Origin of the sequence: Actinokineospora alba (assembly GCF_004362515.1) — a bacterium.
Classification (GTDB): Bacteria; Actinomycetota; Actinomycetes; order Mycobacteriales; family Pseudonocardiaceae; genus Actinokineospora; species Actinokineospora alba.
This window is the reverse complement of the sequence record NZ_SNXU01000001.1, coordinates 6,270,823-6,297,101: the sequence shown is the minus strand read 5'-3', so window position 1 is coordinate 6,297,101 and position 26,279 is coordinate 6,270,823. Positions and strand designations below refer to the sequence as shown.

The 26,279-nt window shown below is 71.1% G+C and carries 25 protein-coding genes; 12 read left to right on the top strand and 13 right to left on the bottom strand.

The window, feature by feature from the left end; translation table 11 throughout:
• Positions 1-56: 56 nt before the first annotated feature.
• Both C8E96_RS28685 and C8E96_RS28680 read right to left on the bottom strand, forming a co-directional pair.
• Positions 57-2,354: an ATP-binding protein gene (locus C8E96_RS28685; protein WP_091383209.1), complete on the bottom strand. Its 2,298-nt coding sequence runs from the start codon at positions 2,352-2,354 to the stop codon at positions 57-59.
• Positions 2,355-2,464: 110 nt separating this feature from the next.
• On the bottom strand, positions 2,465-3,823 hold the full coding sequence (locus tag C8E96_RS28680) for a cation:dicarboxylate symporter family transporter (protein ID WP_091383210.1): 1,359 nt from the start codon (positions 3,821-3,823) through the stop codon (positions 2,465-2,467).
• A gap of 92 nt (positions 3,824-3,915) precedes the next feature.
• Between C8E96_RS28680 and C8E96_RS28675 the strand changes: the two genes are divergently transcribed.
• Together C8E96_RS28675 and C8E96_RS28670 are read left to right on the top strand one after the other, a co-directional pair.
• Positions 3,916-5,487, top strand: a complete 1,572-nt coding sequence (locus C8E96_RS28675; protein ID WP_091383211.1) for a sensor histidine kinase — start codon at positions 3,916-3,918, stop codon at positions 5,485-5,487.
• Positions 5,484-6,155, top strand: coding sequence for a response regulator (locus C8E96_RS28670; RefSeq protein WP_091383212.1), 672 nt, complete (start codon positions 5,484-5,486; stop codon positions 6,153-6,155). Before C8E96_RS28675 ends, C8E96_RS28670 begins: the two co-directional genes overlap by 4 nt.
• Here C8E96_RS28670 and C8E96_RS28665 read toward each other — a convergent pair.
• The 3 genes from C8E96_RS28665 to C8E96_RS28655 are packed head-to-tail and all read right to left on the bottom strand — an operon-like array spanning position 6,107 to position 9,193.
• Positions 6,107-7,408: a hypothetical protein gene (locus tag C8E96_RS28665; protein ID WP_091383213.1), complete on the bottom strand. Its 1,302-nt coding sequence runs from the start codon at positions 7,406-7,408 to the stop codon at positions 6,107-6,109. The genes C8E96_RS28670 and C8E96_RS28665 overlap by 49 nt on opposite strands.
• 9 nt (positions 7,409-7,417) lie before the next feature.
• Complete coding sequence (locus C8E96_RS28660) at positions 7,418-8,755, bottom strand: hypothetical protein (RefSeq protein WP_091383214.1); 1,338 nt, start codon at positions 8,753-8,755, stop codon at positions 7,418-7,420.
• A gap of 60 nt (positions 8,756-8,815) precedes the next feature.
• Complete coding sequence (locus C8E96_RS28655) at positions 8,816-9,193, bottom strand: DUF1844 domain-containing protein (RefSeq protein ID WP_091383215.1); 378 nt, start codon at positions 9,191-9,193, stop codon at positions 8,816-8,818.
• Between the two features lie 260 nt (positions 9,194-9,453).
• Here C8E96_RS28655 and infC point away from each other — a divergent pair, with 260 nt between their 5' ends.
• The 5 genes from infC (at position 9,454) to C8E96_RS28630 (ending at position 12,284) form a co-directional block, all read left to right on the top strand.
• Entirely contained in the window at positions 9,454-10,056 is a 603-nt protein-coding gene (infC, locus tag C8E96_RS28650; RefSeq protein ID WP_166658281.1) for a translation initiation factor IF-3, read from the top strand.
• Positions 10,057-10,143: 87 nt separating this feature from the next.
• On the top strand, positions 10,144-10,338 hold the full coding sequence (gene rpmI / locus C8E96_RS28645; protein ID WP_091383217.1) for a 50S ribosomal protein L35: 195 nt from the start codon (positions 10,144-10,146) through the stop codon (positions 10,336-10,338).
• A gap of 60 nt (positions 10,339-10,398) precedes the next feature.
• Positions 10,399-10,791, top strand: a complete 393-nt coding sequence (rplT, locus tag C8E96_RS28640; RefSeq protein WP_091383218.1) for a 50S ribosomal protein L20 — start codon at positions 10,399-10,401, stop codon at positions 10,789-10,791.
• A 2-nt stretch (positions 10,792-10,793) separates the two neighbouring features.
• Positions 10,794-11,591 carry a TrmH family RNA methyltransferase gene (locus tag C8E96_RS28635; protein WP_091383219.1) on the top strand — a complete coding sequence of 266 codons (798 nt, stop codon included), beginning with the start codon at positions 10,794-10,796 and terminating at the stop codon, positions 11,589-11,591.
• A gap of 69 nt (positions 11,592-11,660) precedes the next feature.
• Positions 11,661-12,284 carry a maleylpyruvate isomerase family mycothiol-dependent enzyme gene (locus C8E96_RS28630; protein WP_091383220.1) on the top strand — a complete coding sequence of 208 codons (624 nt, stop codon included), beginning with the start codon at positions 11,661-11,663 and terminating at the stop codon, positions 12,282-12,284.
• 32 nt (positions 12,285-12,316) lie between these two features.
• On the opposite strand, the gene C8E96_RS28625 is transcribed toward C8E96_RS28630, so the two are convergent.
• From C8E96_RS28625 to C8E96_RS28610, 4 genes are all read right to left on the bottom strand, one after another.
• A complete protein-coding gene (locus C8E96_RS28625; RefSeq protein ID WP_091383221.1) occupies positions 12,317-12,751 on the bottom strand; it encodes a VOC family protein in 435 nt (144 codons plus the stop codon).
• A gap of 20 nt (positions 12,752-12,771) precedes the next feature.
• Positions 12,772-13,290: a putative immunity protein gene (locus tag C8E96_RS28620; protein ID WP_091383222.1), complete on the bottom strand. Its 519-nt coding sequence runs from the start codon at positions 13,288-13,290 to the stop codon at positions 12,772-12,774.
• The gene (locus C8E96_RS28615) at positions 13,281-14,882 is read right to left on the bottom strand and encodes an ABC-F family ATP-binding cassette domain-containing protein (protein WP_091383223.1); all 1,602 of its coding nucleotides are present in this window, start codon (positions 14,880-14,882) and stop codon (positions 13,281-13,283) included. The genes C8E96_RS28620 and C8E96_RS28615 overlap by 10 nt, the downstream gene beginning before the upstream one ends.
• Positions 14,883-15,039: 157 nt before the next feature.
• Entirely contained in the window at positions 15,040-15,840 is an 801-nt protein-coding gene (locus C8E96_RS28610) for a dienelactone hydrolase family protein (RefSeq protein ID WP_091383317.1), read from the bottom strand.
• A gap of 73 nt (positions 15,841-15,913) precedes the next feature.
• Here C8E96_RS28610 and C8E96_RS28605 point away from each other — a divergent pair, with 73 nt between their 5' ends.
• The gene (locus tag C8E96_RS28605; RefSeq protein WP_091383224.1) at positions 15,914-16,876 is read left to right on the top strand and encodes a GlxA family transcriptional regulator; all 963 of its coding nucleotides are present in this window, start codon (positions 15,914-15,916) and stop codon (positions 16,874-16,876) included.
• A 22-nt stretch (positions 16,877-16,898) separates the two neighbouring features.
• On the opposite strand, the gene C8E96_RS28600 is transcribed toward C8E96_RS28605, so the two are convergent.
• The gene (locus C8E96_RS28600; RefSeq protein WP_091383225.1) at positions 16,899-17,549 is read right to left on the bottom strand and encodes a TetR/AcrR family transcriptional regulator; all 651 of its coding nucleotides are present in this window, start codon (positions 17,547-17,549) and stop codon (positions 16,899-16,901) included.
• Between the two features lie 84 nt (positions 17,550-17,633).
• Here C8E96_RS28600 and C8E96_RS28595 point away from each other — a divergent pair, with 84 nt between their 5' ends.
• Positions 17,634-18,326 carry an NAD(P)-dependent oxidoreductase gene (locus tag C8E96_RS28595; RefSeq protein WP_091383226.1) on the top strand — a complete coding sequence of 231 codons (693 nt, stop codon included), beginning with the start codon at positions 17,634-17,636 and terminating at the stop codon, positions 18,324-18,326.
• A gap of 40 nt (positions 18,327-18,366) precedes the next feature.
• Positions 18,367-19,038: a DNA alkylation repair protein gene (locus C8E96_RS28590; protein ID WP_228770257.1), complete on the top strand. Its 672-nt coding sequence runs from the start codon at positions 18,367-18,369 to the stop codon at positions 19,036-19,038.
• 39 nt (positions 19,039-19,077) lie between these two features.
• Here the strand turns inward: C8E96_RS28590 and C8E96_RS28585 are convergent, their stop codons facing one another.
• The gene (locus tag C8E96_RS28585; protein ID WP_091383227.1) at positions 19,078-19,554 is read right to left on the bottom strand and encodes a DUF6326 family protein; all 477 of its coding nucleotides are present in this window, start codon (positions 19,552-19,554) and stop codon (positions 19,078-19,080) included.
• 161 nt (positions 19,555-19,715) lie between these two features.
• Between C8E96_RS28585 and C8E96_RS28580 the strand changes: the two genes are divergently transcribed.
• Positions 19,716-20,858 carry a sensor histidine kinase gene (locus tag C8E96_RS28580; protein WP_091383228.1) on the top strand — a complete coding sequence of 381 codons (1,143 nt, stop codon included), beginning with the start codon at positions 19,716-19,718 and terminating at the stop codon, positions 20,856-20,858.
• Positions 20,855-21,511, top strand: a complete 657-nt coding sequence (locus tag C8E96_RS28575) for a response regulator (RefSeq protein WP_091383229.1) — start codon at positions 20,855-20,857, stop codon at positions 21,509-21,511. The genes C8E96_RS28580 and C8E96_RS28575 overlap by 4 nt, the downstream gene beginning before the upstream one ends.
• Before the next feature lie 78 nt (positions 21,512-21,589).
• On the opposite strand, the gene C8E96_RS28570 is transcribed toward C8E96_RS28575, so the two are convergent.
• Complete coding sequence (locus C8E96_RS28570; RefSeq protein ID WP_091383230.1) at positions 21,590-24,388, bottom strand: tetratricopeptide repeat protein; 2,799 nt, start codon at positions 24,386-24,388, stop codon at positions 21,590-21,592.
• Between the two features lie 9 nt (positions 24,389-24,397).
• On the bottom strand, positions 24,398-26,194 hold the full coding sequence (locus C8E96_RS28565; protein ID WP_091383231.1) for an HSP90 family protein: 1,797 nt from the start codon (positions 26,192-26,194) through the stop codon (positions 24,398-24,400).
• Between the last annotated feature and the right edge of the window lie 85 nt (positions 26,195-26,279).

The window sequence follows — 26,279 nt, the reverse complement described above, 5'->3', positions numbered from 1 at the left end:
CGACGCTACCGGCGCGCCGCCCAGTCGGCATGACGCGCGATCACCGAATCCCGCCGCTACCGCTGTGCCTGCTCCGGCAGCCGGACCACCCACCCCGCGATCTGCGCGCGTGTGTTGAACCCGAGCTTGGCCAAGATGTGCGCCACGTGCGTCTCCGCCGTGCGCGGCGCGATGAACAGCCGCGCGGCGATGTCCTTGTTGGTCAGCCCCTGTGCGATGAGGCCGGCGATCTCGGCCTCCCGTCGGGTCAGCGGCCCGAAATCACCGGTGACCGTGGCGATCGCGGGGACAGTGTCGTTCAACGCGACCCGGACCGCCTCGCACCGCGACATCGCGCGGCCCGCCGCCCGGGCGGTGTCGAAGCCGGGTTCGCCGAGCGCCTCGCGGGTGGCGGCGATGGCGTCGCGGCGGCGGCGGCTGAGCCAGCTCACCTCCTCGGGGTCGGTCCCCAGCGCCGTCCACATCGAGTCGGCGGCCCCCAAAAGCAAGGCACAGCGCCGGTGTTCGCCCTTGTCGGCGGCGATCAGGACGAGGTTGGCCATCAGGAACGCCTCGACGATCCGGTTGTCGATGAGCCGGGTGAGCCGCAACGCGGGCAGCGCCGCCCGGTTGGCGGCGGCCGGATCGCCGTACAGGATCTCGATCGAGCTCAACGCCCACAGCGCCAGCGAGTGGTACGAGACCTCGCCCATCCGCTCACACGTCGCGATGGTCTCCCGCAGCCGGATCCGCCCCTTGTCCGGGTCACCGCACAGGGCCGTGGCCAACGCGCCCAGGTAGGCGGCGAACAGTTCGCCGTTGAGCACCCCCGACTCGCGGAACACCGCCCGCGCGTCGTCGAGCAGGTCCCGCGCGGGCACACCATCGAAGGTGAACAGCGCCGCCATCCCGCGTACGACGGCGATGTACGCGCCCTCGGTGCGGTCCGCGCACAGCCGCTCCGCGTCGGCCAGCAGCCGTTCCGCTGCGTCGCGATCACCTTGCAGCAGCGCGAACATCCCGTGCAGCCGCAGCGCGCCGACCCGCTCGGGGGCGTCGGCGGGCGTCAGCGCGAGCGTGCGGTCGATCCACATCCGGGCCTCGCTGTAGAGGCTGCGGATGCCCCAGTACGGCCCGATCCTGGTCGCCATCGCCAGCCCGACGGTCGCCTCGCCCGGCTCCGTCACGCAGAAGTCGAGCGCGGCCCGAAGGTTCGCGTGCTCATTGCGCAGCTGCGCGACCCACGCGATCTGGTCCTTGCCGACCCACCCACTCTCCAGCCGCGCGGCCAGCTCGGCGTACCAGTCGCGGTGCAGGCGGCGGACCCGGGGCGCGTCACCGGAGGCCGCCAGCCGGTCGTGCCCGTATTCGCGCAGGGTCTCCAGCATCCGGTAGCGGGCCAGGCCGTCCTGTTCCTCCCGGACCAGGATCGACTTGTCCAGCAAGGCGTCGACCAGGTCGAGCACCAGCCCGGGCTCGACACCGGCGCCGCCGCACACCTGCTCGGCGGCCTCGAGTCCGAAGGTCCCCGAGAACACCGACGCGCGCGCCCACACGAGCCGCTCCGGCTCCGAGCACAGCTGGTGGCTCCAGTCGATCATCGCCCGCAGCGTCTGCTGCCGCGGTGGGCCGGTGCGCCTGCCGACGGTCAGCAGCGACATCGGCCTGCTCAGCCGCTCCGCGATCTGGGTCAGCGACAGCGACCGCAGCCGCACCGCGGCCAGCTCGATGGCCAGCGGCAGCCCTTCGAGTGCCCGGCACACCCGGGCGATGTCCTGGCAGTTGTCGTCGGTGACGGTGAACCCGGGCACGACCGCGGCCGCCCGGTCGGCGAAGAGCCGCAGCGAGTCGAACCGCTCCGCGTCCGCCGCGCTGACCACCTCGTCGGCATTCGGCGCCGCCAGCGGCAGCACCGAGAGGAGGCGTTCGCCGTTGATGCCGAGCGACTGCCTGCTCGTGGCCAGCACCGCCAGCCGCGGGCACGCGGAGACCAGCGCGGCGACGAACTCCCCGCACGCGGTGACCAGGTGTTCGCAGTTGTCCAGCACGAGCAGAGTTCGCCGGTCCCGCAGGTGCTCGACGACGGCGTCCACAGCGGGCCGCGCGGTCTGGTCGCGCAGCCCCAGCCGGTCGGCGACCGTGCCCGCCAGCAGCTGCGGGTCGGCCACGTCGGCGAGCTCGCCGAACGCGACACCGTCGTTGAAGCGCGCCTCGGTCGCGACCCGCGCCGCCAACCTGGTCTTTCCCACCCCGCCGGGTCCGACCAGGGTGACGATCGGGCCTGCGGCGAGCAGCTTCCTCGCGACGGCCGACTCCTCGTCGCGACCGACGTAGCTCGTCCGGTCGACCGGGAGTGGCTCTGGACCCTCGTGCATCAAGCGATCTTAACGATGTATTGAAGATGCGCTTTACATACCGAACCGCCCGCGCCGGGGGCATCGGTCGGCGGGCGGTTCGGTCGTTCAACGAACAACTACCGGCAAGGCTACGGCCGTGCGGCGGTTTGTTCGAGCAGTTCGTGCCGCGGCTCGGGAACCGATTCCTCCTGGTCATCGACCAGTGACGCTTCGTCGAACGGTGCCTGCCCGGCGAACACCCGCGCGGCCTGACCGCGGTCGAATTCCTTGGTCCAGGTGCCGACCAGAACGGTCGCGACGGCGTTGCCCGCGAAGTTCGTCAGCGCCCGCGCCTCGGACATGAACCGGTCGATCCCGACGATCAGGCCGACGCCGTCGACCAGTTCCGGCCGGTGCGACTGCAGGCCGCCCGCCAGGGTCGCCAGGCCCGCGCCGGTCACGCCGGCCGCGCCCTTGGACGCGATGATCATGAACAGCAGCAGCGAGATCTGCTCGCCCGCCGAGAGCGGGTTGCCCATGGCGTTGGCGACGAACAGGGTGGCCATCGTCAGGTAGATCGCGGTGCCGTCGAGGTTGAACGAGTACCCCGTGGGCACCGTGATGCCGACGACCGGCTTGCTCACGCCCAGGTGCTCCATCTTCGCGATCAGCCGCGGCAGCGCCACCTCCGACGACGACGTCGACAGGATCAGCAGGAACTCGCGGCCCAGGTAGCGCAGCAGCGAGAACAGGTTGACCCGCGCGACCAGCCACAACAGCACGCCCAGCACCACCACGACGAACAGCAGGCAGGTGGCGTAGAAGCCCAGCATGATCACCGCGAGGCTCTTCAGCGCGGCCAGCCCGGTCTCGCCGACCACGGCCGCGATCGCGCCGAACGCGCCGATCGGCGCCGCCCACATGATCATGCCCAGCACCCGGAACACCAGCGTCTGGATGTGCCCGATCCCGCGCAGCACCGGCTCGCCGCGCGAACCGAGAGCCAGCAGCCCGAAGCCGACGAGCAGCGCGACGAACAGCGTCTGCAGCACCGAGCCCTCGGTGAACGCCGACACCAGCGTCTTCGGGATGATCCCGAGCAGGAACTCGGTCGTTCCCTCGGCCGACTTGACCTGCGCCTCGCCCTTGGCGGCGACCGCCTCGGTCAGCTGCAGACCGTCACCGGGGTGCAGGATGTTGCCCACCACCAGGCCGATGCCCAGGGCGACGGTCGACATGACCATGAAGTACCCCAGCGCCAGACCGCCGACCTTGCCGATCTTGCTCGCCCGCGCCACCGAGCCCACGCCAAGGACGATCGTGCAGAAGATGATCGGGCTGATCATCATCTTGATCAGGTTGACGAACGCCGTCCCCAACGGCTTGAGCGACTTCGCGAGGTCCGGGGCCGCGAAACCCACGGTGATGCCGAGGATGACGGCCGCGATGACGGCCAGGTAGAGGTAATGGGTTCGGTCCCTGCGACGGGGTTCGGTGCGTGTCGACACGGTGGGGGCCTCTCTGTGGGCTGGTTGCCGAACACCGTCTCCTTTGCTGTGGCCCCGGTCACGATTGAGTTCATAGCGTTCACACTGTCGACATGAAGCAGTGGAGCTTGGCCCGGCAGCTCTTGGTCGTCCAGGTGGTGATCGTGGGTCTGCTGGTGGCCGCGAGCGCGGCCCTGGCCTGGGCGGATGTCGCCGACCGGGCCGAGGAGTCCAGTGCCGCGGAGGTGACGGCGCTGGCCAAGGCGATCGCAGGCGGGCCGACCGTGGCCACGGCGGTGGCGGGCCCGGACCCGACCGCGGTGCTGCAGCCCTACGCCGAGCGCGTGCGGGCCGACACCGGGGTCGACTTCATCACGATCATGAGCACCGACGGCGTCCGCTACACCCACCCGAACCCGGCGATGATCGGCGGCCGCTTCCTCGGCAACACCGCCGAGGCGCTCGCGGGCCGGGCGTTCACCGAGACCTACACCGGCACCCTCGGCCCGTCGGTGCGCGCGGTCGTCCCGGTGACCAGCATGGCCGACGGCCGGGTGATCGCGCTGGTCAGCGCGGGGATCAGCGTCTCGGCGATCAGCGCGGAAGTCGCCGACCGGGTGCTGTGGCTGGTCGTCATCGCCGCGGCGATCCTGCTCCTCGGCGCGCTCGCCACCTACCTCGTCAGCAGGCGGCTGCGGCGCCAGACCGGGGGGCTGGCCCCGGCCGAGCTGCGCCGGATGATCGGCTACCACGAGTCGATCCTGCACGCCGTCCGCGAAGGGCTGGTGCTGGTCGACGACGACCACCGGGTCACGCTCTGCAACGACGGTGTCCGCGCCCTGCTCGACCTGCCCGCCGACGCCGACGGCAAGCGGGTCGACGAGCTCGGCCTGCCGGACGCCCTGGTCGAGCGGCTGCTCTCGGACACCGAGATGCACGACGAACTGCACCTGACCGACACCCGCATGCTGGTCGTCAACTCCTCCACCGTCCACCACGACGGGCGTGCGCTGGGCACGGTCGTGACCCTGCGCGACCGCACCGACCTGCAGGCCCTGACCGGCGAACTCGACACCGTCCGCGGCTTCGCCGAAGCCCTCCGGGCGCAGGCACACGAGGCCGCGAACCGGCTGCACACGGTCGTCTCGCTGGTCGAACTCGGCCGACCGGCGGAGGCCGTCGAGTTCGCCACGGGGGAGTTGGCCATCGCCCAGCGGCTCACCGACCAGGTCGTCGGCGCGGTCGCCGAACCGGTTCTCGCCGCCCTGCTGCTGGGCAAGGCGGCGGACGCGAGCGAGCGCGGGGTCGAGCTGATCGTCGCCGAGGACACCGAGATCGCCGACCAGGGCGGGGTGCCCGCGCGAGACCTGGTGACCATCCTGGGCAACCTGGTCGACAACGCCGTCGACGCCGCCGCGGACAGCGAGGGGCGCTGGGTGCGGATCAGCGCCCACAGCGACGCGGACGAACTGGTCCTGCGGGTCGCCGACAGCGGTGCCGGTCTCCCGGAGGACGCCCACGAGCGGGTGTTCCAGCGCGGCTGGTCGACCAAGCCGGGCGACTCGCGGGGGCTCGGTCTGGCCCTGGTCGGTCAAGCGGTTCGGCGGGCCGGGGGCTCGGTCGAGGTGGGACGTGAGGTGGGCGCGGTGTTCACTGTGCGCCTGCCGAGAGGAGAGCGGGCGTGATCACCGTGCTCGTGGTCGAGGACAACACCGTCGCCGCGGAGGCGCACCGGCTCTACGTGGGGCGGGTGCCCGGGTTCACCGTCGCGGGCGTCGTCCACTCCGGACGCGACGCCCTGCGGTTCCTCGACGCCACCCCGGTCGACCTCGTGCTGCTCGACCTTTACCTGCCCGACGCCCACGGCCTCGAAGTCGTCCGCGCCCTGCGCGCCAACGGGCACTCCGCCGACGTGATCACCGTGACGTCGGCCCGAGACCTCAACGTCGTGCGCGCGGCGGTGTCCGCGGGCGTCGTGCAGTACCTGCTCAAGCCTTTCACCTTCGCCGGCCTGCGCGAGAAACTTGAGGGTTACGCGAGGTTTCGTGCCCACGTCCGCCATGGTGAGGCGGCCGGCCAGTCCGATGTGGACGAAGCGTTCGGCGCCCTGCGCGGGTCGGACAACCTGGTGCTGCCCAAGGGAATGAGCGGCCCGACCCTGGACCTGGTGATCACCGCCGTGCGCGCCGCCCCGGAGGGCCTGCCCGCGACGGCGGCGGCCGACGAGGTCGGCGTCTCCCGGGTCACCGCCCGCCGCTACCTCGAATACCTCGCCGACAACGGCCAGGTCGCCCGCAAACCCCGCTACGGCACCGTCGGCAGACCCGAGGTCTGGTACGTCTGGAGCCGCTGAGCCCGCGCGCCCAGGAAGGTGTGCGCCGCCAACCCGATCGCGGCGGCGGCCATCAGCACGACCGGCACCCAGTCGACGGGACCGACGCTGTACACCGGATTGGTGGGCGCGTCGGTCCAGATCCAGTCGACCGCGTCCAAGGCCGCGCCGAGGGTGACCCCGATGACGCCGACGGCCACCGCCGATGGCCCGTCGCAGACCGCGGCGGCGCCCGCGACCACCGCGGCGATCACGGCCGCCACCGCGAACTGGTGCCACAGTGCGACTCCGGGGGGTTCGGCGTCGGCGAGGTACAGCGCCACCGCGCCGACCAGTGCGGCGACCGCCCCGAGGTAGCCCCTGATCGGGAGCAGCGCGAGCGCGGTGCCCACGGCGAGCCCGGTCAGGATCAACAGCCAGTCCGCGAAATCCAGGCCCCCGCTCGGTTCGCCCTGGAAGCCGGCGATCTCGAGGAACAGGATGTAAGTGGCGATTGTCGCGACACCCACCACCAGGGCGCCGAGCGAGAGCGCCGCGAGAGCCTGCCGCGGGTCGGCCCACGCGGTGAGCGCGACGACGATGAGCACCGCCACCACGGCGACGACGCCGATCTCCCGGAACCAACCCGTGTTCTCGACCGGCAGCAGCCACGACACGGCGGTGAAGGCGACGGGGATCAGCGCGGCCGCCATCGCCGCGATCACCAGGCGACGGGGCAGCCGCGCGTGCTCGCTGGGGAACCGGGTGCCAAGGGCCAGCAAGGCCGCAGCGCACAGGATCGCCAGACCCGCCACGGCGAACAGCGGGGTCAGGTCGGCTGCCTGGGACCCCAGATCGACCAAGGCGACGACGTGCCGGAGCCCGTAGGTCGCGACCGCCAGACCCGCCACCATCGCGGCGAGTGGCCGCGCGTCCGAGTGGGCCAGCCACCCGGCAGCGCCGAGGACACCGATCAGAGCCGTCATGCCGACCGGGCTCGCCAAGGTCATGACCACCGCACGGTCAGCCGTGCTGGAAGCGAGGATCCCGACGACCAGTGCGCACAGGGAGTCGGCGAGCAGCACCCACCGCCATCCCTTGTCCGGCCACCGCCAGATCGCCGCGATGGCGGCGAGCGCGGCCACCGGAACCACGATCCCGAACAGCCATGGCATCGGTCGGTCGCCCATCGTGATCCGCGACGTGTAGAGCGGCAGGGCGATGGCGGGAAGGACGAGCAGGGCGGTCCCGACCAGTACCACCGTGGTCGAGGTCCGGGTGTCGGCTGTGGTCACGGACGAAAGCTAAGCGTCGACCGGCATCGGCGTAGCCGTAGTTGCCGAGTCGTGACGCTGCGCCCGCAAGCCCAGGTAGGTGAACACCGCCAACCCCACCGCGGCCGCTCCCATCAGCGCGACGGGCATCCAGTTGACGAAGTCCTTCGTGTACACCGGATCGCTGAAGCTGAGCGTCCAGAGCCCGTCGACCCTGGCCAACGCGCCGCCGAGCAGGAACCCGGTGATCCCGACAGCCGCCGCCGATGGTCCGTCGCACACGGCGGCGACACCCGCGACGACCGCGGCGACCAGGGCCGCCACCGCGACCTGGGGCCACAGTGGACTTGTCGCGCCGTGGCTGTCGGCCAGATACAGCGAGAGCGCCGCCGCCAGCGCGGCGGCGGCCCCGAGGTAGCCCCTGATCCCGGGTAACGCGAACGCGACGCCCACAGCGAGACCGGCGAGGATCAACAGCCAGGTCGTTGTCCCGAGACCAGGCTCTCGGACGAACCTCAACTCGGGCACGCGCTCGCCGCTGGCGATGAAAGCGGCGTAGGCCGTGAGTTGATACGAGCCCGCGGTCAAGGCGCCGAGCGACAGCACACCGAGCGCGGGCCGTGGTCCGGCCCACACCGCGAGTGCGGCGATGACCGCGACGATCACCACGGCGACCAGGCCGATTTCCCGGACGCGATCGAGGAACGCCTCGCCGCCTTCGGACTTGCCTTGGGGTCGCAGCCACGACGTCACGGCGAACGCCACGGGGATGAGCGCGGCCACGGCCGCCGTGAGGATGACACGCCCCGACATCCGGGTGCCCGCGCTCCGGTAGTCCGCGCCGAGGCCCAGCAGGATCACCGCGGCCAAGGAGGCGGCCCCGGTCACGGCGAACAGCGCGGGCAGGCCCCACTGCGGAAGGAGCTCGATCGCGCGCGTGACGTGCCCGATCTGGGACGTCAGGACTGCGAGCCCCGCGACCACCGCGGCGAGTGCGCGCCATCCCGCCTGGGCGAGCCACCCGGCCGTGCCGAGCGTGCCCACGAGCACCGTCATCGCTGAGGCGGTGGCGACGGTCCCCATCACGTCGAGGTCCGCCGCCGTGACGAACAACAGCGCGCCACTGGACAGTCCGAGGAGGCAGCCGATCAGCACCGTCCAGCGCCAGCCCTTGTCCGGCCACCGCCACACCACCGCGAGGGCCGCCAGGGCCGCCACCGCGCCCGCGACCACGGTGAACCATGGAATGGGCCTGCCGTACGACGTCATCGGCAGCACCCGCAGCGGCACCGCGATGGCGGGCAGGAGGAGCAGGGCCGTCCAGACCAGGACGGTGGTCGTCGGGGGCCGGTCTTCGACTGTGGTCACCGGCGAAACTAGACGCCGTTTCGCGTTTTCGGGCCCGCCGTTGTCGACTCGTGACGACGATCAGTAAACCGGCCCGGTGAACTTCTCCCCGGGGCCCTGTCCGGGCTCGTCGGGAAACGCCGACGACTCCCGGAACGCGCGCTGCAGCGACTGCAGACCATCCCGGATCGGCCCGGCGTGCGGCCCGAGGTACTCCACCGACGCGGTCACCAGCCCCGCCAGCGCCGTGATGAGCCGCCGCGCCTCGTCCAGGTCGCGGTGCGGGCTGCTCTCCGGGTCGGCGTCCGCCAGCCCGAGACGCTCCGCCGAGGCGGACATGAGCATCACCGCGGCCCGGCTGATCACCTCCACGCTGGGAATACTCGCCAGGTCCCGGTCGTTGTCCAGGTCAGCGGACTGGGCGCCGGGGTTGTCAGGGGTGTCAAGGCCGTCGTTCACAGTCTGCTACCATTCCACGTGCGACCAGCCCCCGTTAGCGCGGGGGCGGCAAAGTGGAGCCCCCGCTCCCACCCGAGTCACCGCGAGGCGGCCGGGTCCGGTCACTGAAAACCCGCCGTTCATTCGGTGTGTTGTTGGTGTACTCGACGGTGTCCTAACCGGCGCCAGTGTCGAGGATCGGTCGGAAGCGGGCCCCGCATGCCATCAGGCATCGGGGCTCGATGTAGTTCAGGGGACCTCACTCGCGCGCTGTCATATCACTGGACCGAGGAGGCCCCATCAGCACGGAGACACGCATCAACGACCGCATCCGCGTGCCGGAAGTCCGACTTGTCGGACCCAACGGCGAGCAGGTCGGAATCGTCCGCATAGAGGACGCCCTCCGGCTCGCGCAGGAAGCGGATCTTGATCTCGTGGAGGTCGCACCTCAGGCGCGCCCGCCGGTATGCAAGCTCATGGACTTCGGAAAGTTCAAGTACGAGAGCGCGCAGAAGGCCCGGGAGTCCCGGCGCAACCAGGTGCTCACCGTCATCAAGGAGCAGAAGCTCCGGCCGAAGATCGATTCCCACGACTACGAGACCAAGAAGCGCAACGTCGTTCGCTTCCTCGAGCACGGGAACAAGGTCAAGGTCACCATCATGTTCCGCGGCCGTGAGCAGTCCCGCCCCGAGTTGGGCTTCCGACTGCTGCAGCGGCTCGCCGAGGACGTGGAGGAGCTGGGCTTCGTCGAGTCGTCCGCCAAGCAGGACGGCCGAAACATGATCATGGTGCTGGCGCCGCACAAGAACCTCAAGCCCAAGCCCAAGGCGACCGAGGGCGCGGACTCCGACGAACTGAGCGAGAGCTCGACCGAGGAGCCCTAGACCGGTCCCGCCGGTCGACGAACACCCCGATTGGCTGCCGCCCCGAGTGCCACCAAGGCTCGGGACGGCACGAGACGAGGAACCAACATGCCGAAGATGAAGACCCATTCCGGGGCCTCCAAGCGAGTCCGCGTTACCGGCAAGGGCAAGCTCCGCCGTCAGCAGGCAGGCCTTCGCCACAAGTTGGAGAAGAAGCCCACCTCGGTGACCCGCAGGCTCTCCGGCACCGCCGAGGTCGCGAAGGTCGACGAGAAGCGCCTCAACCGGATGCTTGCTCGCTAAGACACCCCCGAATGCCCACCGGGCGGATGACTCCGCCCACTAGATCGACAGGACGGAACCGTGGCACGCGTCAAGCGGGCGGTCAACGCCCAAAAGAAGCGCCGCACGACTCTCGAGCTCGCCAGCGGTTACCGCGGCCAGCGCTCGCGGCTGTACCGCAAGGCCAAGGAGCAGGTGCTCCACTCGCTCAACTACGCCTACCGGGACCGTCGGGCCCGCAAGGGTGACTTCCGCAAGCTCTGGATCCAGCGGATCAACGCCGCCGCGCGCCAGAACGGCATGAGCTACAACCGCTTCATCGAGGGCCTTCGGGTCGGCGGTGTCGAGGTCGACCGCAAGATCCTGGCCGAGCTGGCCGTGAGCGACCCGACCGCGTTCACCGCGCTGGTCGAGATCGCCCGCGCCAACGCGGGCACTCAGGGCAAGGCCGCCGAGGCCGAGGCAGCTTCCTGAGCATGCGCTCGCAGCGACCCGGGGTGGAGCCGTTCACTGAACGGACCCCCCGGGTCGCTGCCGCTCGCGCCCTGACCCGCCGCGCGGGTCGGGACAAGGCAGGTCGGTTCCTGGTCGAAGGCGCCCAAGCGGTGCGTGAGGCGTTGGCGTTCGGGCGGGTCCACGAGCTTTTCGTGACCCCCGAGGCCGCCGCGCGCAACGCCGAACTGCTCGACTCGGTGACCGCGCCGGTCTCGTACGTCAACGACAAGGCCGCGTCCGGCCTGTCGGAAACCATTACGCCGCAAGGCATCGTCGCGGTCTGCGACGTCCTCGACCAGCCGTTGGGTTCGCTCGCGGGTCCGCTGGTCGCGGTCATGGTCGGCGTCTCCGACCCCGGCAACGCCGGGACGGTCACCCGGGTGGCCGACGCGGCGGGTGCGTCCGCGGTCGTGTTCGCGGGCGACACCGTGGACCCCCATAACGGCAAGTGCGTGCGAGCGTCGACCGGCAGTGTCTTCCACCTGCCGCTGATCCGCTCCCGAGACACCACCGCCGTGTTCGACGCCTGCCGCTCAGCGGGTCTGCGCCTGATCGCGGCGGACGGCCACGCCGACCACGACCTCTTCGAGGCCACCGGTGAGCTGGCCGGCCCCACCGCCTGGGTCTTCGGCAGCGAAGCCCACGGCCTGGACGACCACGTGCTGTCCCAGATGGACTCGGTGATCAAGGTCCCCCTGTACGGCGCCGCCGAGAGCCTGAACCTCGCCACCGCCGCCGCGGTGTGCCTGTACGCGAGCGCCCGAGCCCACCACGCCTGACCACCGACGAGTTTCCGCCGCGCCGACAGTCTTACTTCGGAGACACTTGGTCGAGCGAAGGAGCAGTCCGTGAAGAACGAAGTCTGGCCGCTGGTACACGCCGAGCGAACGGCACTGATCGAGGACCTCACCGGCCTCGACGACGAACAGTGGAACACCCCGTCCCTCTGCGCGGGCTGGACCGTCCACGACGTCGTAGCCCACCTGATCAACACAGCCAAGACGACGCGCACCAGCTTCGTGACCACCTTCATCCGCGCCCGCTTCGACTTCCACCGCCAGAACGCCTCCGGCGTGGCCCGCGAACGCGGCGCCACACCGGGGGAGACGTTGGACCGCCTGCGTCAGGTGGTGTCCCGCACGTCGACCCCTCCGGCCCCGCTGGACACCAGACTCGTCGAGGAAGTCCTCCACGGTGAGGACATCCGCCGCCCCTTGGGCATCACCCACACCTACGCGCGGGAGGCCGTGATCCGGTCGCTCCGCCTGCAGGCTCGCACTCCGGCGTCCTTTGGCGGAGCCAAGGAACTCGTGTCCGGCATCCGCCTCACGGCGACGGACACCGACCTGTCGATCGGCGACGGTCCGGCGGTCAGCGGCCCCGCACTGTCCTTGCTCCTGGCCATTTCCGGGCGACGGGTGGCGTTGGATGAGCTTGACGGCCCGGGTTTGACGACTCTGACGGCTGTCTGACGTTCACCCAGGATCGGGCCGTGCACGTCGGACTAGTCGAGGCAGAACTCGTTGCCCTCGATGTCCTGCATGACGATGCACGACTCGTCGAAGCCGTCCGCGGCCAGCAGTCGCACGCGGGCCGCGCCCAGTGTGACCAGGCGGGCGCATTCGGACTCCAGTGCGGCGAGGCGTTCCTCGCCCACGAGGCCGGTGCCGACTCGCACGTCGAGGTGTACCCGGTTCTTGACGACCTTGCCTTCGGGAACGCGTTGAAAGAACAGTCGCGCGCCCACACCGGTGGGATCACCGCAGGCGAACGTCGCCCCCTGACGCTCGGGCGGCAGCGAGCGGTCGTAATCGCCCCAGCTGGCGAACCCCTCCGGTGGCGGCGGCACGACGTACCCCAACACCTCGCACCAGAAACGGGCGACGCGCTCGGGTTCCGCGCAGTCGAAGGTGACCTGGAACTGTTTGACCGACCCCATCGGTCCACCATAGCGGCCCGTCAGCGGCGCAGCCCGGCGTCCAACTCGTAGAAGAGTGTGGCCAGCCGCGTGCGACCCGGCTCGCGACCCGGAAATCGCCGCACGACCGAACGAACCGTTGGCGACGCTTGTTCGATCGCCCACCGGATTTCCTCGTCGCCGACGCTCAAGTCGTTGCCCGCGGCCAGTTCTCGGGCCTGGGCCTGGTAGACCGCAGGCCCGAGAACATGTTTCGACTGGTGTGGCGTCGCCAACGCGTGGGTGTACGGGGTTGCCGCCGCGAGGTTCGCGGAGCGGGCGGCGGCGGTGGCCGCCGGATCGTCGACCTCGCGTGCCGCCGCGAAAGCCGCCCAGCCGACAGCGCGCAGGCGGGCGGTCCGCCTGCCGTCCACCGCGAACGCCCGAGCGCCCTCGATCGCCTCGCGTGGCCGGGTGTCGGACGGGGCTTTCGCCTCGAACAGCGGCAACACCCGCGCCGCGCACTCGGCGGCCCAGTGCGTGACTAGACGGCGGTCCTCGTCGCTGAGCGCTATCTCCATCTCCCCACCGTACTCACGCGCAGCCGTGGCCAGGATTCCGTGTCCCGCAACAGTTGCCGGTCATGGGTGGCGATCACGACCGCGGCCGGGGTCGACCCGAGTGCGGCGGTCAGCTCGTCGACCAGCGACGCCGACAGGTGGTTGGTGGGCTCGTCCAGCAGCAACACGTGCGGGCGGTCCGCCAGCACCAGCGCCAAGTCCAGCCGCCGCCGCGCGCCGACCGACAGCTCCGCCACCGGCCGGTGCCGGTCGTACCCGGCGAGCAACCCCAGCTCACCCAACCCTGGCCCGGACTCACCGACCCGTTCGCCGTACAGCTCCGCCGCAGTGCGCCTGCCCGGCAGGTCGGACTCCTGGCCCAGCCGTCCGATCCGCGCCGACCGGGCGCGGGTGACGGTGCCCGCGCTCGGTTCCAGATCGCCCGCCAGCACGGCCAGCAGTGTCGACTTGCCCGCGCCGTTGGGCCCGGTGACCACCAGCCGGTCCCCGGCGTCCAGTGCCAGGTCGACCGGGTGCTCCAGCCGCCCGGACACGGTCACCGAGGTGGCCCGCACCAGCGTCGCGCCCCCGGGCAGCTCGGGCATGGAGAACCGCGCGGGCGGCGACGGGATCGCCACCACGTGCGCGGACAGGTCCTCCTGTCGTCGGTGCACGGCCCGGACCAGCCCAGGCGCCCGCGTGGCGCGGGTGTGCCTGCCGTGGCCCTTGTCGGGCCGCCAGTTGTCGCGCAGCCGGTTCTGCGCCGCGGACAGGTCGTCGGCCAGCCGCTGCCGCTCGGCGACCTGGTCGGCGTGCAGCGCCTCCCAGCGCGCCCGCTCGGCTCGGCGTCCCTCGACATAAGCGGCGTAGCCACCGCCATAGCTCCGCGGTCGGTCGTCGCTGGACGGGTCGAGGTCGATCACCGAGGTCGCCACGTCGGCGAGCAGCGCCCGGTCGTGGCTGACCAGCACGACCACGCCCGGGTGGGCACGCAGCCGCTCGGTCAGGTGGTCGAGCCCACCCGCGTCGAGGTGGTTGGTCGGCTCGTCGAGCAGCAGCACGGCGTGCCCGGCGCCGAGCAGGCAGGCCAGCCGCACCCGGTGGCGCTGCCCGACGGAGAGGGTGTCGAGCGGGCGGGTGCGGTCGTCGACGGCGTTCAGCGCGGCCAGCGAGACCTCGACCCGCCGGTCGGCGTCCCACGCGTCGAGCGCTTCGGCCTCAGCGAGCGCGGCGGCGTAGGCGTCGTCCGCGCCGGGACGGCCTTCGGTGAGTGCTTCGGTGGCGTCGTCCAGGCGGGCCAGGGCGCCGCGCACGGCGGCCAGTTCGAGGTCGATCAAGGCGCCGACGGTCCCACCGAGCGGGAGCTGCTGGTCGGCGACGCCGATCGAGCCCGCCCGATGTACCTCGCCGCGGTCGACGGGCAGGTCGCCCGCGAGCACCCGAAGCAGCGTGGTCTTGCCGCGGCCGTTCTCGCCGACGACGGCGACCCGGTCCCCGGCGGCGGCGACAAGATCGACCCCCGAGAGCACGGGACGCCCGCCGAAGGAGACGTGGACACCGGACACGCGAACATGCGCCGTGCGCACCAGCGCAGGCGAAAGAGGGGATGACATAAGGGAACTGCCTCCAACGAGAGGTGATGAGCGGAAAGGACGAACTCCGGTGCCGCGCGTTCGCGGTCACCGGTGGAGGCGTCGTCCCCTCAGAGGAAGAACAGGTGCTGCATCACGATCACGAGGGTAGGTCGACCCCGCTACCCGCGCATCCGAATTACGGGCGCAGGCGGTCGGCCAGGAAGGCGAGGATCTCGTCCCTGGCCCGCAGCGTGGGATGCCCGGCCTCGTCGACGAGGTGGGCGGTCACGACGCTGTGCGGAGTCCCGACCACGTCACGGAAGAACGGGGGCGGGTCGGTGTTGGCGGCGCTGTCCGGCATGACGCGGCCGTCGAAGGCGTCGCCGAGAAGTGCTTGGTAGGCCGCGAAACGCGCGGCGGTGCACCAGCGGTCGCCGGCGAAGCGGTAGGCGAGGACTTTCAGGCCGTCGCGCGTGACGCGGTCTCGGATCGCGAGTGCGTCCGCGTCGTCGAGTTCGAGTCCGGCGGGGTTGTCCAGCGGCAGTGACGGGTGGTTGACCACGGGCGCGATCACGGCGGGCTCAAGGGCCATGGTGAGAGCGAAGTTGCCCGTGAAGCACAGACCGATCGCGCCGACACCCGGGCCGCCGCACTCGGCATGGGCGAGCCGCGCGAGCCCGCGCAGCCACACCGTCACCGGGCTGGTACCGCCGCCGGCGAAGGCACGGAACTCGGCACTCACGCATGCCCGACGCGCGATCTTCTCGCCGGATGACGCCGTGGGATAGGCGCCGTCGACCCCGAAGAGCGAGGGCACGTACACGGTGAACCCCGCGTCCCGCACCCACCGTGCGAGTCGCAGGACGTCCGGGCTGATGCCGGGCATCTCGGGCATCAGCACCACGGCGGGCCCGGAACCCGCGACGTGGACCGTCTTCGTCACGCCGTCCACCTCCAGGGGACGGCGGGCGAAGTCGGAGATCGCGTCGTCGGTCATGCCGACAGCGTGGACCAGGGTGGCCACGGCAGGGGATAGGCCAGATCGCCAGGTATCAGGGTAATCTCGCCACATGCTGCGAGTCGGCGTCCTGGCCTATCCGGGCTGCTTCGCCTCCGAGGTGTTCGGCGTGCCCGACCTCCTCACGATGGCCATGCACGTCGCGGGGCCCGACCGCGCCGGATACGAGGTGTCGGTGATCTCCCCTCGCCACCGTGTCGCCGCGTCGGGTGGTGTGGCGTTGGCCGTGTCGCCGCTGCGCGAGGTCGATGTCCTTGTCGTGCCTGGATTCGAGCTCAGGCGCGACCTCGACCTCGACGCGAAGCTCGCCGACCTCGCGCTCGAGGTCGCGGCGATCCGCGCCCACGCCGCCGCGGGCAACGCCGTCGTCTCGATCTGTGTCGGCGCTTTCCTGCTCGCCGAGGCCGGACTGCTCGACCACCGCCAGGCCACCACCTCCTGGCTCTTCGCCGACGAACTGGCCCGCCGCTGCCCCGACGTCCGGCCGGACCGGCTGGTCGTCACCGACACGGGAGTCACCACGACCGCCGCCTTCAGCGCCATGTACGACTTCGCGCTCGAACTGATCCGCGAACACAGCGGCCCCGAAGTCGCCCGCACGACCGCGCGTGTGGCCCTGGTCGACGACGCCCGGTCATCCCAGACCCCGTACGTCGACGCGCGCCTGCTTCCGCGCCCCGGCAACGATTTCTCCCACCGGGTCATGCGCCTGCTCGACCAGAACCTCGCCGACCGCTACGACCTCACCGCGCTGGCCGACGCCTTCAACATCAGCACCCGGACCCTGCTGCGGCGCTTCGCGGAGGAGGCGGGCCAGAGCCCGCTCGACTACCTGCGTTCCTCGCGCGTCCGCCGCGCCCGCCACCTCCTCGAGACGACGGACCGAACCGTCGCCGCCATCTCCGCCGCGGTCGGCTACCAGGACTCCGGCACCTTCGCCGCTCTCTTCGCCAAGCACACCGGACGACGCCCCAGCGACTACCGGGCGGCCTTCCGGCGGGTAGTCGGCCCATAGCCCTCGAACGCGCCGAGCCGAATCACCGCCAGGCCGCGCGCCCCAGTCCGTCGAGGATCAGGTCGAGTCCGATGTGGAACTCCTCGGTGTACGCGGGTTCCTTGGGGCGGTTGACGATCAGCTCGGCGAGATGCGGAAACTCGTTGTCGGGCAGCTCTTTCAGGACCGAGCCCGCCATGTCGTCGAGTTCGGCGGACGACTTGGCGGGCAGGCTGAGCTGCTGGAGCGTGAACCCGTAGATGTAGCTGTCCAGCACCGAGAACGCGTGCACGGCACCGGTGATCGAGAAACCCCCGGACCGCAGGCAGCCGATCACCGCGTCGTGGTGGCGCAGGGTCGCGTAGCCGGGGCTCGTCCGCGAGTCCATGAGGCCGATGGCCCAGGGGTGGCGGATCAGCGCGTCGCGCATCGAGGACGCGCGGGCGCGCATGGCGGGCCGCCAGTCGACGTCGGCGGTGGGCAGGTCGATCTCGGCGAAGACCAGGTCGACCATGCCGTCGAGGATCAGGTCCTTCTTGCGGAAGTGGTGGTACAGCGACATCGCCTCGACGCCGAGCCGGTCGGCGAGCTTGCGCATGCTCGGCACCCCGGTGCCGGTCTCGTCGGCCAGCGCGACCGCGGTGCGCAGCACCAACTCCTTGCTGAGCGCCCGGCGAGGCTGGTCGGTGGCCACGAAAGCTCCTGTCTGACGGCTTGACAACCTTACACTGCAAGGTACAGCCTTACGCTGTAAGTCGAGGCGAGTCGAGGAGCGGCCATGGGTCGGAAGATGTGCGTCGTCGGTGCGTCCGGGAAGCTCGGCCGCCACCTGGTGCGGCACGCGCTGGAGCGCGGGTACGAGGTCGTGGGCGTGTGCCGGGAGAAGAGCGTGCCCAAGCTCGCCGAGTTCGAGGGGCGCATCATGGTGATCCCCGGCGCGACGAACGACCGCGCCGTCATAGCCCGAGCGGTGAGCGGATGCGACGCCGTGCTCACGGTCCTGGTGCCGTGGGGGATGAACCACCTCGCCACCGGCACGGCGCAGGCGGTGCTCGACCACGCCCCGGGCGCCCGGCTGGTGTTCTCCTGCGGCTGGCACATCACCCGCGACGGGAAGGACGTGTACCCCTGGACGTTCAAGCTGTACGCGGCCGTGTTCACCAGGCTGGCGAAGCTCATCCGGCTCGTCGACGTGGACGACCAGGTGGAGGCGTGCGAGCGGGTTTTCGCCAGTGACACCAGGTGGACGGTCGTGCGGGGCAGTGACCTGGAGGACGGTGAGAGCCAGGGCCTCCCGGTGTGGAGCAGACACGTCGGCGACCCGATCCTGGCAAGCAACCGGACTCGCCGCGTGGACTACGCCCGGTTCATGGTCGAGGCGGTGGAGAACGACGCCCTCGTCCACGAGGCCCCGGCCATCGTCGGCAGGCTGACCCCCTCGGCCCTCGCGTACGCGGACAGGCAGCCATGAGTCGCGGGAGCTAACGTCTCACGGGGACGCGGGAGGCTGAGTGACTGAGACGACGGTGGCCGAGGTCATGGCCGAGTTGGCCGCGCTCGAGGACCCGAAGATGCGCGCGGTCAACGAGAGACACGGCGACGATCACGGGGTGAACCTCACCAAGCTGCGCGCCCTCGCGAAGCGATTGAAGACGCAACAGGAACTCGCTCGCGCACTGTGGGGGACAGGTGACACCGCGGCGAGGCTGGTGGCCATCCTGATCTGCCGCCCGAAGTCCTTCGAGTGCAACGAGTTGGACGCCATGCTGCGCGAGGCACGCGTCCCCAAGGTGCACGACTGGCTCGTGAGCTACGTGGTGAAGAAGAGCCCACACGCGGAAGCCCTGCGCCTGGCCTGGTTCGCCGACCCGGACCCGGTGGTCGCGAGCGCGGGCTGGGCGCTGACGACCGACCGGGTCGCGAAGAAGCCTGAGGGCCTGGACCTCGCCGGACTGCTCGACACCATCGAGGCGCAGATGAAGGACGCCCCGGATCGGCTGCAGTGGGCGATGAACCACTGCCTGGCCCAAATCGGCATCGACCACGCCGAGCACCGCGCGCGTGCGATCGAGATCGGGGAGCGCCTGCAGGTGCTCAAGGACTACCCGACACCACCGGGCTGCACGTCCCCGTTCGCACCGAGCTGGATCACCGAGATAGTCCGCCGACAACACGCCAAGTAACGCGGCCACACGGCGGTCTTGTCGCCGTCGGGTTCACGCTTACTGCTGGGCGCGAACGGTTTCACGGTCCGGGCTGGTCGCCGACGGTGCGGTGCGGGGCCAGGTCCAGGCGTACCGCAGGATGAGGGCGAGAAGGATCACTTCCAGTACGACGCCAAGGCCGTAGAAGTACCTCCAGGACTCGCCCACCGCGTTGAATGCGGCGAAGGGGACCTGTACCGAGGCCACGACGAGGTTCGTGACGCGGTTCGCCCGGGCGGGCAGCGTCATCGACAGTACGACCATGAGGATCGGGATCGCCATGAGCGCGAGGAAGGTGACGAACAACGTCTGGCTGATGTCGAACTCGAAGACGACGCCGGCCAGGATGTCATCGATGACGCCCGGCTTGAAGAAGGCGAGAATGTCCACATAGGCGTACAGGAACATGACGCCTGTCCACAATGCGGCGAGCTTGGCCCTCACCGGGATCGGCTGGTCTTCCAGTGTGGTGGCGGTGGGTTGACGTGTTTTCATCCTGGCTCCGTTGTTGTGGTGAGGATCGGTAGGTCAACGATCGCTGAGCCCGGCGGCGGGCACATCGGCGTCGAGGCCGGACCCGCCTCGTTCGGTGGGAGGAGCGGCGTCTCGTTCTTTCGGTCGGTCCCCGACGCCTCGGCGGTCCCTAGACTCGATGTGTGATCACCACCGCCCTGCGCTCGCTGTGGGCCGAGCCCCGCGCCACGGACGTTCCCGAACGGGTGTGGCGCGACTGGGTGCTGGTCGGGGTGTCGATGGTGACGGCGCTGCTCGAGGGAGTCCTTCGGGACGACGTCGCCTGGCGGCCGTTCGCGACGATCGTGGCGGTCGGACTCGCGCCGGTGCTGCTGTGGCGGCGTACCCACCCGTTGGCCTGTGTCGTGGTGGGCTTCGGCACCGGCATGGCGTTGGGACTGGCGAGCCTGCTGGGCGGGGTCCCGAACGTGGGCCTGAACACGATGGTCTACCTCCTGGTGCTCGTCTACGCGCTGGTCCGCTGGGGCTCAGGGCGCGAGATCGTGATCGGGCTGGCGGTGGTGGCGGCGGCTGCGGTATTCAGCATTGCGACCGACTACGCCGGGCCGACCGAGCTCTTTGGCGGGTTCGCCGTCCTGGTGGCGGCGGCGGCGGGCGGAGCGGCGTTCCGCTACCGCGCCGAGAGTTGGCGCCGGGCGTCGGACCAGATCCGCAGCCAGGAGCGGGTCGGCCTCGCGCGCGAGCTGCACGACATGGTCGCCCACCACGTCTCGGCGATCGCTGTGCAGGCGCAGGCGGGCCGGGCGATGGCCGGGCAGCGACCTGAGGCGGCGCTCGAGGTGCTGGCGGCCATCGAAGGGGAAGCGTCGCGGACGCTCGCGGAGATGCGGGCGATGGTCCGGGTGCTGCGCGACGGAGCGCCGGCGGAGTACGCCCCCCAGCCCGGCGTTGCCGACCTGGTGTCCCTCGCCCGCCGCGACCCGGTGCCGGTCGTCGACGTGGAGGTGCCGGGTGACCTGGACGAACTTCCGCTCCAGGTCGACACGGCGGTCTACCGGCTGGCGCAAGAGGCGCTGACCAACGCCCTGCGGCACGCCCGCAACGCCTCGCGTGTGGAGATCCGGGTCGTCGAGGGTGGAGGAAAGCTGCGACTACGCGTGACCGACGACGGACAGATCGACCCGGCACGGTCGGTGAACCATGGCTTCGGGCTGCTGGGGATGACCGAGCGCGTGCAGCTGCTCGGCGGCACGCTGCGTGCCGGGCCTGCGCCCGAGGGCGGGTGGGCGGTCGACGCCGAACTGCCGACTAAGGTACGCCGATGACGGTGCGCGTGCTGGTGGCCGACGACCAAGATCTGGTGCGCACCGGCCTGTCGATGATCCTTGACGCGCAGCCCGACATCGAGGTCGTCGGCCAGGCCGCCGACGGCCACGCCGCGGTCGAGCTGGCGCATCGGCTCCGTCCCGACGTGTGCCTGGTCGACATCCGGATGCCAGGGCTCGACGGCATCGAGGTGACCGAGCTCCTCGCCGGGCGGGGCGTCCCGGACCCGATCGCGGTAGTGGTGATCACGACCTTCGACCTCGACGAGTACGTCCAGGGCGCGCTCCGGGCAGGCGCCCGAGGCTTTCTGCTCAAGGACGCCGGGCCGGAGCTGCTCGTCCAGGCCGTCCATGCCGCCGCCGTCGGCGATGCCCTGATCGCGCCGAACATCACCCGGCGGCTGCTGGCCACCCTCGCCGCCAGGAAACCGTCGAGCCGACGGACCCAACCGATCGAGCGGCTCACCGAACGCGAGGAAGAGGTGCTGACGCTGGTCGCCCGTGGCCGCACGAACGCCGAGATCGCCGCCGAGCTGTTCATCGGCTTGACGACCGCCAAGACCCACGTCGCCAGCCTGCTGACCAAAATCGGCGCCCGAAACAGGGTCGAGATCGCGATGTGGGCGTACGACACCGGCCGGGTGGGGGACTGAACGAGTACCGGCGGCGGCCGTCGGGGTCCAGGTGGCGGTGGGCGGACAGTGCCGCCGTGCGGGTGTCCCGCGAGATCCCTAGTGGGACAACCGGTCGGTGAGTTCGCGGACCAGGGGATCGGTGTCCACCGGTTTCGCCTGCTCCTCCAACGTCCGAGCCAACGTCCCCAACACCGCCCCGACCGTCGCGTCCCCGGCATCGGCGGTCAGCAACGCCGCCGCCCGCCGGGCGTCCGACTCGGCCGCCGCGAGTTGCCCGAGGTCCAACCGCAGCCGGGCCGCGCGGCCCGCCAGGAAGGCGTGCCACTCGCTGTTTCCCAGCCGGACCGCGTACTCCTCCGTGCGCTGGTTGACTTCCAGCGCCTCGGCGAACCGCTGGTGGTGCGCCAGCAACGCCACCCGGAACCCGATCACATCCGCCTGCTGGTCCAGCGCCCCCGGCACCGAGTCGTCCGGGAGCAAGTCGGCCGCTTCGTCCAACGCCAGCAATCCCGCCTGCAGGTCGTCCAGCCCCGCCGCGTGCGCGAGCTTGACCAACGACTCCGCCGCCGCCACCGGGTTGTCCGCTATCTGCCACGTCGCCGCCGACTCGCGGAAGGACGCCGCCGCCCCCGGGTAGTCCCCGAGTTCCAGCCGCGCGTCGCCGAGTTGGAACAGGACGTGGGCGCGCAGGCCGTGGTCGCCGTCGTCCGCCGTGGCCAGGACCGCGTCGAAGTGGTTGGCGGCGCCGTCGAACTCGCCGAGGTTTCGGCAGGCCAGGGCCAGCCGGTAGTGGATGTCCGCGACCGGGCCGACGAACGCCGTGGGCATCAGCCGCAGCGCTTCCTCCAGGGTCTCCGCCGCCTCGACGTCTCGACCGGCCGCCAGGTACCCGGCCGAGAGGTGTAGGCACGCCTGGCCGACCGCGCCCGGGGTCAGGTACGTCCTGGCCGCCGCGACCGCGTCGATCAGGACCGGCAGGTGTGACCCCGCGAGGTCGGTCTGGTCGAGCAGGCTCGCCGACTGCATCAGCGCCTCGGCCACCCACGGACCCGGGTACGTGCGCGCCACCTCGACGAAGTGCGCGAACTGTTCCACCGACTCCTCGACCCGCCCGAGATTGGCCAGCAGCCGGGCCCGGTGGCCGCTCACCGCGAGCCGGGTCGACTCCGGCCACCGCTCGGAGTCGGCCGCCAACGCTTCGATGATCTTCAGCGAGCCTTCGAGATCTCCCTTGCGCTCCAACAGTTCCGCGCGCGCCTTGCGGACCCCGCCGAGCCGGTTGGGTGCCGACTCGACCGCGATCCGCTCCGCTTCGTCCACTTCGGACGCCGCGCGGTCCGGGTCGGTCTCGGCGAGCAGATCCGCCGTCGCCAGGTGGGCGCGCATGACGCCGATCGGGTCGCCCGCGCGGTGCGCGATCTCCAGCGCCAGGGCCGCGTGCGAGGCGGCGTCGTCCGGGCGTTCGACCGAACTGAGCAGGTCGGCGAGGAACGAGTGCAGCCGGGCTGCCGCCGCGTCCTCGCCGGCGGCGGTGAGCCGGACGAGGATGCCGTTGAGGCTGTCGATCAGCTCCTCGGGTGTGGCCCGTCGCGCGAGCCAGGTGCGGTGCACGGCGACCCGGGCTGCGAGCCCGTCGGGCAGCAGTCCGTCGAGGTCGGCGGGCAGCGCGGCCAGCAGTCGGGCCCCGGTGAACAGTCCGCCGCCGTCCATCGCGGCGCACGCGCGCTCGGCGACGTCCACCGGGTCGGCCAGGTCCACCGGCTCGGAATCCCTAAGCGGGACAACGGTTCCCGGCACGGCGAGCACGATCGGCTGAGCGTCGGGCAGCGCCAGGGTCTCCTCGACCCGCCTGCTCGCCGCGTCGGTGCCGTTGCGCTCGTCGAACTTCTTGGCCGTGCTCCGCGCCGTGTCGACGCAGTGCGCCCACAGTTCCTCACCGGTGAGCGCGCTGTCGCCGACCCGGAACATCCGGTCCGCGCGGTCGGGCACGCGGCTCAGCAGCAGGGCGGCGGCGGCCGCGAAGTCCTGTCGCACCTTCGGGCTGGGCGCGTCGGCGAGCACGTCGAGGTTGCGGGTCAGGATCTCCAGCCCGCGCGCGGCGTTGCCGGTCAACGCGCAGAACCGCAGGTGCGCGTGCAGCGCCGACCGCGCCTGCGGGGTGTCACGCACCACCCGGTACGACACCAGGTGCGCGCGGGCGGCCTCGTCGAGCCTGCCGGTGGCGAGGTACGCCTCCAGCAGCGACGCCATCACCCCGTGCGGCTGCTCGGCGCAGTCCGACGGCTCCGTCAACACCGAGCGGGCCGCGTCGATGGCCTCGGCGAACCGCTTGCGGGACACGAAGTACCCGACCTGACTGTCCACGACGCACGCCGCGCAGTCGCTCATCTCGTCCGGCTCCGCGGCCCGCCACGCGGCGAAGTGCGCGTCGGCCGCCTCGGTGTCGCCGATGTGGTGGGCGATCGCGCGCAGCTTGTCGTGCACCGGGTGCAGCGAATAACCCTGCTGCCGGTAGCGCTCGGCCAGTTCCTCCACCACGGAGCCGATCTGCTCCAGGCTGAACCGGGGATCGCCGAGCAGCCCGGTCGGCAGCCACTTGTGCATCCAGTTGAACTGGTGCAGCGCCCACTCGTCGAAGCTCTCCGGGTGCAGCCGCTCGGTGGTGCGCAGCCAGGCGAACGGGGTCAGCATCAGGTCGTAGCGGCGGATCTCCCGGTAGGCGTTGACCAGGATCAGCCGGGCGGCGACGGCGTAGTCGGTGAAGCCCGCCGCGTCGGCCGCGCGCGCCGCCCGCTCCAGCGCCTCGCACTTGGCCTGGCCCGCGGGCATGGACTCGGTCGAGTGCACCATGTGGGCGACACGGTCACGCGACTCATCGGGCTCTGACGTGGACATATTCTGCTCTCAGTCGCCGATCGCGCGGTCCAGCAAGTCCAGGAAGGACCCGTTGAGCGTCGCGGTGTCCTTGGGGCGCAGCGGGCGGTGCGACTGCAGCACGGCGTGGACATACAACGCGAGCACGGCCGTTTCCAGCAGCGTCGGGTCGTCGATGCCTGCCAGGCGGGCCACCAGCGGGTTGCGCGTGTTCAAGACCAACTGCTGGGCCGCGCCCGAGTCGGCGTCCACCAGCCTGCCGAGCAGGTCCTGCCACAGCGGGTCGGCGGTCTCCCGGGCGTCGGCGGCGTCGCGCCTGCGCGCTCCTCCCGCGTCGGCCACCAGCAGCGCGGGCAGCGACACCGGGTCGAAGTCGCGCAGCATGGGTTCGCAGTCGTGGCTGTCGAGGACCTTGGCCGCCACCGACATGGTCCGCTTCATCGCCGCCGCGACCTGGGCGCTGGGGCGGCCGAGGGCGGCCAGCAGCTCCGAGGGCTCCACCCGGCGGGCGGTGTTGGCGCCGTCGAGGGTGGCCAGGCGCTTGAGCAGCTCCGTGTCGTAGGCGTAGCCGGCGTTGACCAGGCCGATGCCCTGGGCGCGGGCCACCGGCGCGAGCTGGCGGAACTCGTCGACGTCGGGGGTGTAGAGCACCGTGGCGTGGCCGCGGCGGAACTGGCGCAGCGGCATCGTGCCGCGGGTCGTCTCGAACGGCACCCAGCGCTCGGCCAGGCGCAGCAGCTCGTCGTCGATCAGCGCGACGGACTTGATGCCGAGCTGGTGCGCGGCGAGCATCGCGCCCGCCCGCTCTGGCTCGGTCGCGTCCAGCCGCAGCAGCCAGTCACGCAGCCGCGTGCCCAGCGCGTCGCGCACGGCGAGGAGCGTCTCGTCCTCATAGAGGGACTCGCGGCTCGCTGTCGGGCGCAGCGCCGACGTGTCGACCACGCACCGGACGAAGTACGCCCAGTCGGGCAGCAGGCCCTCGATCGACGTGCCCACGAGCATCCGCTTGAGGTACACCCGGTGCGCCTGCCGGGTCCCCGGGTTGGCGCCCGCGGGCAGCACGAACGCCGCCCCGGTCAGCCCGACCGCGCCGAACTCCAGCGGCACCACGTCGAACGGCTCGAAGCCCATCGTCTCGCGGCAGTACTCGGCCAGCCGCTCGTGGTGCTGGGCGACCGACTCGTCCTTGCGGCGGGTCCACGGCAGCTCGTCCTCGGTGACCAGCACCTGCCCGTTCGGCCCGGCGACCCGGACCTCCACCGGCAGCAGCGACCCGAACTCGGCGGCCAGCATCGCCACCGTGTCGTACTCGGCCCAGTGGTCGCAGTCGCGCCGGGGGACCAGCTCCACCGTCGTGCCGACCTCGGCGCGGGCGGTGTCGTCGACCTCGACCTCGTAGGTGCCGTCGCCGTGGGCGACCCAGCGCACCGCCGGGCTGCCGTTGGCCGAACGGCTCACCAGCCGCACCTCGTCGGCGACCAGGAAACAGGACAGCAGCCCCACGCCGAACTGCCCGAGGAAGTCCTGCCGGGCGAACCCGAGCTCGTCGCGCTTGGACGTGCCGCCCAGGGTGGACAGCAGGGAGTGCACCTCGGACTCGTCGAGGCCGATCCCCGTGTCCGTTATCCGCAGGGTGCCGTTGCCGGTCCGCTCGGTGGACTCGATCAGGATCCGACCGGGCGCCGAGGGGTCGGCGAGCCTGCGCGCGGTGACCGCGTCGACCGCGTTCTGGAGCAGTTCGCGCAGGTAGACCCGGGGGCTGCTGTAGAGGTGGTGGCTGAGCAGATCGATGACGCCGCGCAGGTTCACACCGAAGGTCTGGGCCAAGACGGAACCTCAACAGCGATAGGGAGCGCGGGCGCTGTGACAGTACAGGTGTCCTGAGACCTAGGTCTGTGACATTCGGTGGTGA